Origin of the sequence: Methanothrix sp. (assembly GCF_016706325.1) — an archaeon.
Taxonomy (GTDB): Archaea; Halobacteriota; Methanosarcinia; order Methanotrichales; family Methanotrichaceae; genus Methanothrix.
Map to the genome: position 1 here is coordinate 65,174 of NZ_JADJJX010000002.1, position 12,647 is coordinate 77,820.

The 12,647-nt window shown below is 53.2% G+C and carries 10 protein-coding genes, 1 other RNA gene and 1 CRISPR repeat array (1 of these 12 cut by a window edge); of the genes, 5 read left to right on the forward strand and 6 right to left on the reverse strand.

Annotated features, from left to right (window positions below):
- A CRISPR array of direct repeats spans positions 1-142; the repeat unit is 36 nt; unit sequence GTATCCATGTCTGAAAGGACGTGGCCCAATTGAAAC; it begins 260 nt to the left of the window's first position.
- A 1,146-nt stretch (positions 143-1,288) separates the two neighbouring features.
- The 3 genes from IPI63_RS09910 to IPI63_RS09920 form a co-directional block, all read right to left on the reverse strand.
- The gene (locus tag IPI63_RS09910; RefSeq protein ID WP_292478265.1) at positions 1,289-1,417 is read right to left on the reverse strand and encodes a hypothetical protein; all 129 of its coding nucleotides are present in this window, start codon (positions 1,415-1,417) and stop codon (positions 1,289-1,291) included.
- Between the two features lie 589 nt (positions 1,418-2,006).
- On the reverse strand, positions 2,007-2,153 hold the full coding sequence (locus IPI63_RS09915; RefSeq protein WP_292478266.1) for a hypothetical protein: 147 nt from the start codon (positions 2,151-2,153) through the stop codon (positions 2,007-2,009).
- Positions 2,154-2,218: 65 nt separating this feature from the next.
- Entirely contained in the window at positions 2,219-2,710 is a 492-nt protein-coding gene (locus IPI63_RS09920) for a deoxyuridine 5'-triphosphate nucleotidohydrolase (protein ID WP_292478267.1), read from the reverse strand.
- A 223-nt stretch (positions 2,711-2,933) separates the two neighbouring features.
- On the opposite strand from IPI63_RS09920, the gene IPI63_RS09925 reads away from it, so the two are divergent.
- Complete coding sequence (locus IPI63_RS09925) at positions 2,934-3,629, forward strand: DUF1614 domain-containing protein (protein WP_292478268.1); 696 nt, start codon at positions 2,934-2,936, stop codon at positions 3,627-3,629.
- 34 nt (positions 3,630-3,663) lie between these two features.
- Here the strand turns inward: IPI63_RS09925 and IPI63_RS09930 are convergent, their stop codons facing one another.
- Positions 3,664-4,059, reverse strand: coding sequence for a protease inhibitor I42 family protein (locus IPI63_RS09930; RefSeq protein WP_214065492.1), 396 nt, complete (start codon positions 4,057-4,059; stop codon positions 3,664-3,666).
- Positions 4,060-4,173: 114 nt separating this feature from the next.
- Positions 4,174-4,476, reverse strand: an RNA gene (rnpB, locus tag IPI63_RS09935) — RNase P RNA component.
- Positions 4,477-4,712: 236 nt separating this feature from the next.
- On the opposite strand from rnpB, the gene IPI63_RS09940 reads away from it, so the two are divergent.
- From IPI63_RS09940 to aglJ, 4 genes are all read left to right on the forward strand, one after another.
- Positions 4,713-5,483 (forward strand): 23S rRNA (uridine(2552)-2'-O)-methyltransferase, encoded by a 771-nt coding sequence (locus IPI63_RS09940; RefSeq protein ID WP_214065493.1) that lies wholly within the window; start codon positions 4,713-4,715, stop codon positions 5,481-5,483.
- Between the two features lie 38 nt (positions 5,484-5,521).
- On the forward strand, positions 5,522-5,800 hold the full coding sequence (gene albA, locus IPI63_RS09945; protein ID WP_214065494.1) for a DNA-binding protein Alba: 279 nt from the start codon (positions 5,522-5,524) through the stop codon (positions 5,798-5,800).
- A gap of 68 nt (positions 5,801-5,868) precedes the next feature.
- The gene (locus IPI63_RS09950; protein WP_214065495.1) at positions 5,869-7,182 is read left to right on the forward strand and encodes a phosphoglucomutase; all 1,314 of its coding nucleotides are present in this window, start codon (positions 5,869-5,871) and stop codon (positions 7,180-7,182) included.
- Between the two features lie 200 nt (positions 7,183-7,382).
- Positions 7,383-8,294, forward strand: a complete 912-nt coding sequence (gene aglJ, locus IPI63_RS09955) for an S-layer glycoprotein N-glycosyltransferase AglJ (RefSeq protein WP_214065496.1) — start codon at positions 7,383-7,385, stop codon at positions 8,292-8,294.
- A 31-nt stretch (positions 8,295-8,325) separates the two neighbouring features.
- Here aglJ and IPI63_RS09960 read toward each other — a convergent pair whose 3' ends face one another.
- Positions 8,326-12,579: a C25 family cysteine peptidase gene (locus tag IPI63_RS09960; RefSeq protein ID WP_292478269.1), complete on the reverse strand. Its 4,254-nt coding sequence runs from the start codon at positions 12,577-12,579 to the stop codon at positions 8,326-8,328.
- Positions 12,580-12,647: the final 68 nt, after the last annotated feature.

Sequence of the window (12,647 nt, forward strand, 5' to 3'; positions counted from 1 at the left end):
CCTCATACTCAATCAACATGGCTTTATAATAGTATCCATGTCTGAAAGGACGTGGCCCAATTGAAACCCCTCCATGGCCAACCCAACAAGCCGCAAAACTATTTACGTATCCATGGCTGAAAAGTCGTGGCCCAGTCCACCTTAAGAATTTAACACCAATCATAAAATGTGAAGGCATTATATCTTCTCATCAATTTTCACATTGCACGTTCATTTTACATGCAATTAATGTTTGAATTGTTTCATTTCGAACCGATCAACGGCCAGCTTCAATTGTATCCAAGCCTCCCCGGCGTTGAGGGGCCCAGGGCATTAGCGCGGGAGGCCCGAAGGGCCGACTCGCGGCGCCCAGAAAAAAACAGTCTGTATGGTCTCGAATCAGCCTAGATGACAGCCAGGATCTCATAAATATTATTCCAACCTTCGACCAGGCCCGTCCGGAGAATTTTTGTATTAATATATAACAGCTCTGAAACCATCAATATGCGATATTTTCTGAGGTTTTACGAGTTATAATACTTAAGTTCCAGCTCCAGGCACCTTATTTCCAGCAAATGTGCCATTGTTTTCCCTGTGGTGATATCGGGATGATCGGCCCTCACCGGTGAGACAGAGGCTGCACTGTTTGAGTTGATAAGACATGATCAGGATAGGATTATGATTATTGATCTTGGACCGGAGGATGGTACGGTTATGGGCAGAGCCGGATCTATCGGAGTCACTCCGCAAGAATCAAAACGAGGTGCGACTGTCGTCTGATCGTCAGAAAAAGCAACCGTAACAGATTTAAACATTAAGAAATAAGAATAAAACTGCTTAATTTGGGAGCAGGCCCCCTGCCCAGCAGGGCCATCCGGGCCAGACGGATGGATTTCTGGGACGGAGAACGTCCCTGTTTCACGCACCTGGGTGATGTCTGAAACCCTGGGAGGTGCGTGAAACGTCAGAGCATATCGAAAAAGCCTCTTTGACAAGGTTAACTCCATTAAGATATAGGTGTAAGTTAAGGAGGTTCGTGAAAATCGGCTTTTTTTCGATAGCAGTAAAGGCCGAAAAATGGCGGCTGTATCCATGGCTGAAAAGTCGTGGCCCAATTGAAACGCGATGCGCAGAAAGTTATCCGCGCGTTGGATTTGAAGTATCCATGGCTGAAAAGTCGTGGCCCAATTGAAACTAGCTGAGCTTGACGGCATGGATCTTGAGGATCTCATAGTATCCATGGCTGAAAAGTCGCGGCCCAATTGAAACCGTCATGCCTGGCTAGGCACCCATGAGGCATGAAAATAGGTCATGGCATGAAGGCATTCTCAAAGACATCAATCGCATGCAGGAGAGATCCATCGATATGCGTGGAGCCTATTTTCTTATCAAACATTTCCTCCTTGGCAACTTCGCCAAGGTCCTCCAACGTATCCATGGCTGAAAGGACGTGGCCCGGTCCGCCTTACAAATTTAATACTAATTATAAAATGCGCAAGCATTATATCTTCTCATCAATTTTCACATGTTCATTTTAAATATAATTAATATTTATATTGTTACATTTCTAACCGATCAACGGCCAGCTTCGATTGTATCCAAGCCTCCCCGGCGTTGAGGGGGCCCAGGGCATTAGCGCGGGAGGCCCGAAGGGCCGACTCGCGGCGCCCAGAAAAAGACAGCCTTCATGGTTTCGAATCAGCCTCGATGACAGCAAGGATCCTCTAAATATTATTCAAACCTTCGGCCAGGCCCGCCCGGAGAATCTTCGCATTAATATATCGCATCCCAAAACCATCAACATCCTCATTCCGATCTGTCTGGCTATATGGGCCCCTTCACCAGCATCCCGGATGGCCGACTCGCGGCGCCCAGGAAAAAAAAGCCTTCATGGTTTCGAATCGGCCTCGATAACAGCCAGGATCTCCTAAAATATTATTCAAGTTTTCAGCCAGGCCTTTCTGGAGAATTCTCGCATTAATATATAACAGCCCTGAAACCATCAATATGCGATATTTTCTGAGGTTTTACGAGTTATAATACTTAAGTTCCAGCTCCAGGCACCTTATTTCCAGCAAATGTGCCATTGTTATCCCTGTGGTGACCAGCTTATCTCCAAGATCTTTGACCCGTTCGTATTCAAGACGAAGGGCAAAATCAGTGAAGTTTCTCATAAAATATTATATACTAGTAATAATATTAATAGTTATTGATTAAAAGAGGTTTTTAGGAGTTCTCTTTAAATATTCTCCCCCTGGTACCGGCCCTCATACAGCTCCTCTGCCTTTTTTTCTAGCCTCATGAAGACCAGTTGCATCAACCGGGCATTCCTCTTCAGCCGCAACCCCGAGGGGTTGTGCACCACCAGAAGGCTCTGGCTGCGCCCCCGGTATCCCGGATCCCAGAGGGCCGTCTGCAGGCTGGCCCCACAGCGCAGGAGGGTGGAGCGGGCCCTGGCCATGGCAGCCACATCTGCAGGGATGCTGACGATCTCATTGAATGTCACCAGGTAGGCCCCAGCAGGAAGTTCGATCCAGCCGGATTGATCGAAGTCCATGACTTCCGTCTCCGGAAGCCTTCTCTCGCTGTTCTCAAAGGCCACCGCCCCAAAGGAGGCGAAGCGCTCAATCCTCTGCACTGTCAGCTCCATGCCGCACATCTGGGTCTGTGTCTGCGGCTCGATCATGGATTCCACAAGCCCCTGGGCCTCTCTGCCGGTAAGAATGCTCACTTCAGATCACCTTGAATATCTCATTGAATATCTCGTTGAATATTTGCACATGACTCCCTCACCAGAAAGGTCTATAAGCTCTTTGGCAGGTTATAACTCATAAGGTGATATCCTGTTTGAGATCCTGATACTGCCCATCACCGTCATCATCATACTTCTCATCCTAGCCCTGCCCCTGATCTTCATCTTCCTCTTTCTGCATCTCTCCCGCTCCGCCTTCGAGGTGGTCGGCTTCAGCCACTGGACTGCCACCCTGGCCGTCTTCGGCTCCATTCTGGGGAGCCTGGTGGACATCCCTCTCATGGAGACGCCGATCTCCACCTATCCGGAGTGGTACCTGACAGCAGCAAGCCAGCTCTCGATAGAATTTCCCACCTTCTTTCCCGCTGCCTTTCCCATCACCTTTCACCCCCTCTATCTGGCGGTGAATCTTGGCGGTTGCATCATACCCCTGGCCGTCTCCGCCCATCTCCTCCTCCGGGGACGGGCATCATTTGGCCGCTCCGCCCTCGGCATGGCTGTGGTTGCCGCAGTCACCTATTATGCAGCAGAGGCCATTCCCGGTGAGGGGATAGTCCTGCCCTTCTGGCTCTCCCCCTTCCTGGCAGCAGTGCTGGGGCTGGTCCTGTCGCGGGGCTACCGCCGCTCCCCTCCACTGGCCTATATCAGCGGCACCATAGGCACTCTGATCGGAGCAGACCTGCTCAGCCTTCTCACCCCGGGAGTTCTGCCTGCTCTATCGCCCCTGTATCTCTTACCCCCTCAGCCGGTAGTGATGTCCATAGGGGGGGCAGGGGTCTTCGATGGTATCTTCCTCACCGGGATCATCGCCGTCCTCCTGGCCGCAGGCATCGTCTGCATCTTTCGAGGATCATGCGAGGGCGGGCGGAGAACTGAGGTAGGCAGAAAAAAGAGATGAGAATAAGGCCGGATGGCTGTGGACCTGCCGGTATCTATTCTGAGATCAGCACCGGATAGATGAGCCTCTTCTCGATGATGCCGCCCTCCCAGGGCTGCAGGAGAAGAAGGTAGATCTCTGTCTCTCCAGGGGATTCTGCCCGGTAGGTGAGGATCGTCTTCTCCGGCAGCCCAACCATCTTTGGACTGGCATTGCCCTGAGATGATCCTGTTCCCACCAGGCTCAGGAACTGAGGATCGAAGTCATTCCACCAGCCAAATCCAGTTGAAGGATTTGATGGGAGAGTGATGTTGAACTCCTCTCCCGCAGTGACATTGATCAACGGCTCGCAGGGAGCGTTATCGCATACGCTGCTGCCAAGAGCCAAAGAGAGCGAGAGAAAGGCCAGGCCCAGGACAGATATCACATATACCTTTAAAGATCGCTTCATAGATCTAACATCTCCAAATTTATGCTATCTCTCTCTTTTTTCTATTTAAAAGGATGTGGTGAGAATCATCCGCAACTGCTCTAGTGTAAATTTTTATAAACGAAATATGGATACGAGTGAGGAGAGTAAGCCCCCTTCTGTTCTATGACGGCATTCAGCTTAGCGCCATACCCGAGCTTGGCTGGACGTCCATGTTCGCAGCTCTATTTTGGCTTGCACCCACAGGGTTTCGCCGTTTCATCCGCCTTCAGCGCGACCTCAACCTCCCGGCATCATAGCTTTAACGCTGCGCGGTCTCGTTTCTGTGCCAGAGCCGGAGCTCTCGCCCCACATCCTTTGGGATGTCTGTGTGTCCAGTGGTGGAGGGACTTTCCACACCGGCCGGAGCTGGCCAGCGGCAGCCGTCCTTCCTCTCTCGTATCATTGATAAATGCCGGTTTGGGTTAATAATACCTTCGCTGCTATCTGCCAGCAGCTCCCCCGGCTGTCAGGAGTCAAGGGCAGCCAGGAGGCGGCCAGGAGAGGCCGAGGGCGGCTGGGGGAAGCCTGGGGCAGAAAGGAAGCGGCCCCGATCCGCGAGAGTTTGATATCTGGGCTGGAGCACCAGGCATCCTCGGTCAGCTCTTTATTCTAGGTCTGCTAACTATTGGCAGATGGCCCGAGACCAGAAGGATCACTACTACCGCAAGGCTAAAGAGGAGGGCTACAGGGCCCGGTCTGCCTACAAGCTCCTGCAGATAAATGAGAAGTTCCATGTCATAAAGAGAGGCGACTTAGTAGTCGACCTGGGAGCGGCTCCCGGCGGCTGGCTGCAGGTGGCCCAGAAGCTCTCTGGAGGAAAGATCGTTGGTGTGGACCTGGAGGGCATAGCCCCCATCCCCGGCGTGGTCACCATCCGGGCGGATATCACTTCCGAGGGCACAGTGGGGCTGATCAAAGAGGCCCTAGGCGGAGATGCGGATGTGGTGATATGCGATGCCGCCCCCAATCTCTCCGGGGCCTGGGACAGAGACCATGCCATCTCTGTGGATCTGGCCCGCTCTGCACTGAAGATGGCTAAAAAGCTCCTCCGGCCACGGGGCAGCTTCGTGGTCAAGGTCTTCCAGGGAGATATGTTCAATGACTTTCTCAATGATGTCCGGCGGGAGTTTGTCCTCGTCCATGCCCATTCTCCGCCCGCCTCAAGAAAGGAGAGCGCCGAGACATATGTGGTGGGAAAGAAGCTCCTCACCGCCCCGGTGCGCAAAGGGGATATGCTCGATCTTACCATAAGCTCCACAGGCAGATCCGGGGACGGCGTGGCACTGGTGGAAGGCTTCGCGATCATCGTCCGGGGATCGAGGCTAAACGAGCAGCTCAGGGTTAAGATCGATGCCGTCCTGCCCAATTTTGCCTTTGCCACAATCGTAGAGAGAAAGAGTTAATAACCTGCCTAAGAAAAGTAAACGGAAGGGGCTAGACCATGGAAGAGAATGCAGTGATTTTCATTGGAGACAAACCAGTCATGAACTACGTCCTGGCAGTGATGACCCAGTTCAACAAGCCAATTGGCAGTGTGATATTGAAAGCCAGGGGGCGGGCCATCTCCCGCGCAGTGGATACCGCAGAGATAACCAAAAATAGATTCATGCCCAATCTCATCGTCAAGAATATCAGCATCAGCACTGAGACCATTCCCAATGAGGAGGGAAAGACGGTGAATGTCTCCTCAATGGAGATAATCCTCGCCAAGGAGGAATGAAGGAAATATTTTATCAAATCATTTTTCCTCCGAAAATAATTTAAGCGCAAAAGACATAACGAGGATATGTGACAGTATTCAGAGCTTATGATGTCAGAGGTGTCTACGGCACCGATCTCACAGAACAACTGGTGAAAAGGGTTGGCGAATCCTTTGGATCATATGCCGAAGGGGGCCAGGTCTCACTGGGAAGAGATACCCGGACCAGTGGGCCTAGCCTGCAGAAGGCCTTCCTGGATGGTATTCTGGGCACAGGCTGCCAGGTGAACAGCTTTGGCATCATCCCCATTGCCATCATCAGCTTCATCACCTGGAAGGAGGGGCTCAAAGCTGCAGCCTACATATCGGCCTCTCACAATCCCCCGGAGTACAATGGCGTGCGCTTCAGAACAGGTGACGGTTACGGCCTGCTCTATCAGAAGTCCGCTATAATGAAGTACTACCATGAAGGGGGCTTTCTCGCCGGCCAAGGGGTCCAGATCGATCGCGATCCTCAGGAGGCAATCGAGAGATACAGGGAGTATGTGGAGGAGAAGCTGAGCCTTGAACGCCCCCTCAAGCTGGTCTTGGACATGGGCAATGGCGCCGCCTGCACAATGGCCTCCTTCTACCAGCGGCTTGGATTCGATTCCCTGATCTTGAACGGCACTGCAGACGGCCAATTCCCCGGCAGAGGTCCCTCACCCAGCGAGGAGTCCCTGCGTCCTGCCTGCCAGGAGTTGCTGAGGAGCGGAGCCGATTTCGGCGTGGGCTTCGATCCGGATGCTGACCGGGGAATAGTCATCGATGATCGGGGAACTGTCCTGCCCCCGGAGAAGGTGGCGATCATCATCGCCCGGTCGAGGTATAAGCCCGGCGATCTGGTCATCTCCGGCTTTGACTGCTCTATGATCCTGGAGCGAGAGCTGGAAAAGGATGGCATAAGAGTCCAGCGAGAGAGGGTGGGAGATGTCTTCGTGGCCAACCGGGTGAAGAACTCGAAGGCGGTTCTGGGCGTAGAACGAAGCGGCCACTTCTTCCTGCCTGAGTTCCAGTACTCAGATGATCCCTTCGCCATGAGCCTCGCCCTGGCAGAGATCGTATCCAGCGGGGAGAAGCTCTCCCATCTGGCCGACATGATCCCTCACTATCCCTATAAACAGATGAGCATCCAGCTAAAAGAGGACCCGGCGGCTGTAATGCACCGCCTGACAGACTCCCTGGCCTCCCTTGAGCCGGATACAACTGATGGCCTGAAGATAACCACCGACAGCTACAGCGCACTCATCAGGCCGAGCAACACCGAGCCCATCATCAGGCTATATATAGAGACCACAAAAGAGGATATGAAAGAGCTGGAGGAGAAATACAAGGGTGCAATCCGCCAGGCGATGAAAGCCTGAATCGGCTGTTTGCTATTTGGTGCGCCAGATTCCATTGGGAGCTCAGACCCTCACCCCCCCAAACCCTCAATCCACAGCCTCTCAAACCGCATCCTCTCAACCCGCAACCCCTTAAGCCACAGCCCCACAACCTCATAAACCCCCAACCTGCAGCCCCCAAAACCAAAAAAACAAAAAAAAACGCCAGAGCTGATCCAAGCGTGAGCCAAGAAGAGATCTGCATTCTCATACCGACCCTCAATGAAGAGGAGTCCATCCAGCCGGTCATCCAGGAGTTCAAGGAGCTGGGCTACGATAATATCCTGGTTGTGGACGGCCACAGCATCGATAAGACAGTGGAAAAGGCCAGAGCGGCAGGAGCAAGGATACTGATTCAATCAGGATCAGGCAAAGGCCAGGCCTTAAAGGAGGTATTCGGCCATATCAATGAGAGGTACATCCTGCTCATCGATGGCGATGGCACCTACCTTCCCTCTGAGGCGGCCCGCCTCTTGAAGCCATTGCTGGAAGATCGGGCGGATCACGTGGTGGGAAACAGATTGGAGAACATTCAAGGTGGAGCCCTCAAAAGGCTGAACATGTTCGGCAACAAGATGATCAACCGCTTCTTTGCCATAATCTATCGTGTTCCTCTCCACGACATCCTCTCCGGCTACCGGGCCTTCACCTCAGAAGGGATAAGGATGCTCGATCTGTCCATGTCCGGCTTTGAGATCGAGTCTGAGATGACCATAGAGAGCGTGAAGAAGGGCCTGAGGATAATCGAGGTGCCTATCGCCTACCAACCCCGATCGGCGGGCACCAAGACGAAGCTGCACCCCTTCCGGGATGGCCTGAAGATCATTCTCACCATCTTCCGTATGGCCAAGACTGAGAACCCCATGTTCTACTTCGGTCTGATGGGCTCGCTTGTGGGAATGATCGGTTTTCTGGTAGGGATCTATGTGGCCAGAGACTGGTTTTTATGGCGCATAGAGCATATTCCTTTAACCATACTCACGGCCATACTGATCATCGTCGGCTTCCAGCTCTTCATGATCGGCATACAGGGCGATATGATGGCCTCCTTGCACCGGGAGATGATCAGAGAACTGCATCGAAAAAGGAGATGAATGATAAAAAGAGGAGGCCCTATATCTTCTTTTAGCGGAACTCCAGCTTCGCCTCCCTCTTCGCCTCGAATAGATATGCTCTTCCCGGTTCGAGCATCTCGTTCTCAGCCAAATTAATCCATCTCTCTCCCTCATACTTCCAGACGAATGCCGAGACGAGTCCCTTCTGGACCGCCTCTGGATATCTGTATCTCTTATGTTCGGCATTGATGGTGATATTGGCTAGATCAACGCCCTCATTCACCGGCAGGCCGATCATATTCCATCCCACATGCAGATCCAGCCGGCAAGGTAGATCAACTGGCTTTCCCGGTATCTCCATTGTGAAGTTCCCGGTGCTGTCTATAAGATATCCATCCCCTGCTTTGAATTCAGTCACATTGAGCTTGCCTGCCTCTTTCATGCCGAAATCCCATCCGCCTTTGCCAATGGTGAATATACTCCTGTAGGGCATGTTCTTCAGGTACCTCTCGGCGGATGGATCCAATGGATTCAGGTACAGGGATACGGCATTCCATCCCGCTGTGACATTGATCCTCTGCACCTGGCCGGGTATCAGCTCATACTCTATCTGATAGCTTCTCATCTCTTTAAGTCTGGGCCTGATGATCGGCCACATCACCTTCTTCTTTTTTCCCAGAGGATATTCATCATGCCATAGGGTTAGCCCTTCACCCTTCACCACGATCTTCTCCGCCTCACCAGGCAGCAGCACCTCACCGATGATGGCGGGGATGGCGTCCAGGTTGAGGTTGCCGCTGGAGCTATCTGTCTGAATCCAGTAGACCCAATCGGTGGCGCTCTCATTGAGCGGGATGACGGTCACCAATGTCTTCGTCTCATTCGAATCGCTATTGTTCTCCACAGACATCTCAGTTGTATAGGGGCGGGGTGGGACCCTTGGCAATGCAGGGCGGAAGCTCGGATCTCCCAGAATGACATTCATGTAGGATGTCTGGTTGAGCATCTCATGGACAGAGATATCCCAGTTGGGAAGAGCCTCATCATAATCGGAGTTGGGCTTGAGGCTCTCCGTTCCTCTGGACTTCAGCCGGAAGAGGTTATCTGCATCCAGTTGGGCCTGACCCACAGTGGAATTCCCGTAGACCAGGGACTGATAGAAGCGCTTGTAGTAGTCATCGGACAGGAAGATGTAGGATAGAGCAGAACCACCGATGTAATTCACTGATCCTGCTTTTATGAAAGCCAGAGCAATCGAATCCTCCAGCTTCCCGGGCACATACATTCGCGTCCCGGTCACATTCAGATAGTATCCTTTCAGATTGGTGGTGAGGCAAGCAGCCGCAGTAGTGGTCTGAGGGGACAGGGCGAGCTCTCTTACCTGCGCGGCGGTAAGGGCTGAGTCCATCATGGACCAGGCGGACAGATCCCAGGAGCCCTCATCTCCGTGATGATCGAAGTGGGCGATATTCTGGCCGTTGTTCATCTGAGATATAGTCTGCTGCATTGTGGCCTCCTCGTGGCGCAGGTCTTTGACTGCAAGCCCTGCCTCTTCCAGATACTCTTTTATGCTGATGCCCACAGGGGCCTGGGGAAATGAGAGGGCGGGAGAGGATACCACCAATCCGTTATTCTTCCAGCTTCCATTCAGCCGGTCGTAGGCCAGTGTCCGGGCCAGGAGTCCAGAGGCGTCGTACACGGAAAGCCCCATGATCCTTCCCACAGCTACAGTGCTATAATTGCCTATAACCGGCTTGATCTGGTAGTCCCGGTAGACCTCATACTCCATAGCATCCGATAACTTCTGAATGAGCCCTGTGGAGATGAAGGGCATAGAGCCGGGGTCACCAACCACCATGAGATACTCAGGATCAAGCTTAAGCTCTGCTACCTTCTGATTGAGCATCTCTTCCACCGCCAGGGGATCGATCCTTTGGGGATCACAGGCCACATCGATCAGCACCGCCCGGTGGGAGGATGCTGCCCCGGCTGCAGTCATCGAGAGCCTGGGGACCTTTGTATGGCTGAAGGCGGTGATGTTTAAGCCCTTCACATTGGAGCGAACATCGATGCTGTAGTTCTGAGTGCGGCTCACATCGGTCTCGATATTGAACTGCCAGATCCCCGGAGTGAGGAGGGGCACCCTGACATCATAGAGGCCATCCCTGGTTATGTTTGTGAGCTTCATCTTTCCTGATCTCTTGTCCGGGCTGAAGAGGTTCAGAGCGAGATAGTCGGTGTTCCGCTCCAGGTTCCAGGATATGTTTGTGCTCCCGGAATAGATCCATTTGGGATAGGTCAGATTGATTACGGGCGGATCATCCACATTCCTGAGGGTATGATTGTAGGTGAATCCATCATAAGCAGCAGTAGCGCCAGTATCCAGGCGCTGTGACCAGCCGGCATCCATGGGGTACATCAGCTCCACCTCCACATTGAGGCTGGTGGACTCTCCCGCCTCCAGCCGGCCAAGGTCCCAGCGGATCATGGAACCATTGAGGAAGGCAGAGGTCTGTGTAACCGGCTTTCTGTTGTAGGGGTCGATGACAATGATCTGACCTTCAGCAGCGCTCGCCACTCTTATGAGCCTTCCCATGGGAAAGATATCCCGCAGTTGCACCCCTTTTACCACCTCATCACCGGTATTGGTCAGGGTGACATTGAGCCTGACCACACCGCCTTCCTCCTCTGCCGGAAGCTGGTCTGGGCTCAAGGCCATTTTAATCAGCAGGTCTCCTACAATTGAGCGCACGACCTGCTCGCTTGTTGCCGGGGGCAGAAGGGAGAGGTCATGGGAGTTGGTCAGGACCACCATTGTGGGGCTCTCGCCTCTCATTCTCATCTCCTCTGCCAGGAACTTGTCGCTGCCCTCATGAAGGGTGATATTCATCTGGCTGAGGTTCTCCTTCACCCTCTCCGATAGCGGGCCCATTGTTACTGCCTGATCAGCTCCCAGCCGGAGCAGAGCAGAGCGGGTCTCCTCCGGCAGTGAATCGCCCACGAAAAGCAGTGGCCAGTTAAGGTAGGAGGCAATAGGAGCTGCAGAAAGGGCAGCAGTATAGTTCTCTCCCACAATTACTGCTCCCGGAGAGCTCTTCCAACGCCTGCTTATCATCTCGGCCAGTTCAAAGCTGTTGTTCGCCTTTATGGTCGAGTCGCTCATCCAGGATACATCTCCCACAGCCAGGACCTCCCCCCCCAGCTGCTCCAGCAGCCAGCGAGCTGCCACTGAGGGTGGCTCCAGCTCAGACCAGATGGGGGTGTGGACGACATCGTACTCAAAAGCGATCCCCGAGGCGCCTGAACCTGCCAGATCCTCGATATAGCTCAAGGCTCCCAGGACATTTTGGGTGGAGAGCACATAGCTAACATAATCATCGCTCAGCCGGATGTAGAGAGGATTGATGCTCTCCTGGCTGGCTATCTTGATATCATCAGGGGAGATGGGAGAGATGATTGTGAAGTCTGCCACCTTGGCCATCCGGGCGAAGTTATATCCCCGGCTGCGGTCAAAGGGGCTATCCAGAGCCACTCCCAATCTCACCGGGCCCAGCTCAGTGGTTATATTCCGGGCGTCCCTTACAATCCTCATGAGCTGTTCCTGCTTCCACTGGGCCCATCTCTCCCGGTTGTAGCTGTTGGCATTGGCCTTGCTGATGTCTATGCCTGTATCCTGATAGAACTTCTCTTTGCAGATATCGCAAAAGCAGTAGCTCTCGTCCTGGAAGCCGAACTGATAGAGCACAACGCCATCGACGTGGTACTCATCGATCAGCATCTCTATCTGATTGTAGAGCATGTCCCTTGCTTCCGGATTCACTGGACAATAATAGCTGCCATTGCCTCCGACATCCGGATTCGGTTTCTGCAGCATGTGGCGATCGATGCTGGACCGATCTGACCCCGCCGAAGCGAGGCCTGCCTGAGCCATCAAGGCCACCTCCCCCCGCTCCAGCCCATCCACTCCTGCTGAGCCGGCTTGAGATTCTGGCATCTGCAAAGTGACCGCCACATAGGCCTCGATTCCATCCTTCTGAGCGGCATGCACCATTGACTCCACCCTATCGCCAGTGCCATGGATGGTTATTGCGCTGATATTTGCTCCTTTGAAGGTATCCAGGATCGCCGAGGGACCATGCTTTTGCAGATCGTTCTCCTCGATCCAGCCCATCCTCTTGCCGGCATGGACCTCTCGGGGAAGGATGAGCATGGGCTTGGCAACAGTGCTATTCTCCTGGGAATAGATGGCCAGGGGAGTGGCAGCAATGGATGCATGCCAGTCGTCTGCGCCGACCAGGATGACATCCTCAGACTCTCCCTTCACCCCTCTCGTCAGGGGTTTTTCATCTGCTATGCAGAGCGGAGCAATAAATGATATTATAAGAAATATAT

Excerpts from the sequence above, each read along its gene's own strand:
- albA (WP_214065494.1), top strand. The coding sequence starts at position 5,522 with ATGGAAGAGAATGCAGTGATTTTCATTGGAGACAAACCAGTCATGAAC.
- IPI63_RS09915 (WP_292478266.1), bottom strand. The coding sequence starts at position 2,153 with ATGAGAAACTTCACTGATTTTGCCCTTCGTCTTGAATACGAACGGGTC.
- IPI63_RS09930 (WP_214065492.1), bottom strand. The coding sequence starts at position 4,059 with ATGAAGCGATCTTTAAAGGTATATGTGATATCTGTCCTGGGCCTGGCC.
- IPI63_RS09910 (WP_292478265.1), bottom strand. The coding sequence starts at position 1,417 with ATGGATACGTTGGAGGACCTTGGCGAAGTTGCCAAGGAGGAAATGTTT.
- IPI63_RS09940 (WP_214065493.1), top strand. The coding sequence starts at position 4,713 with ATGGCCCGAGACCAGAAGGATCACTACTACCGCAAGGCTAAAGAGGAG.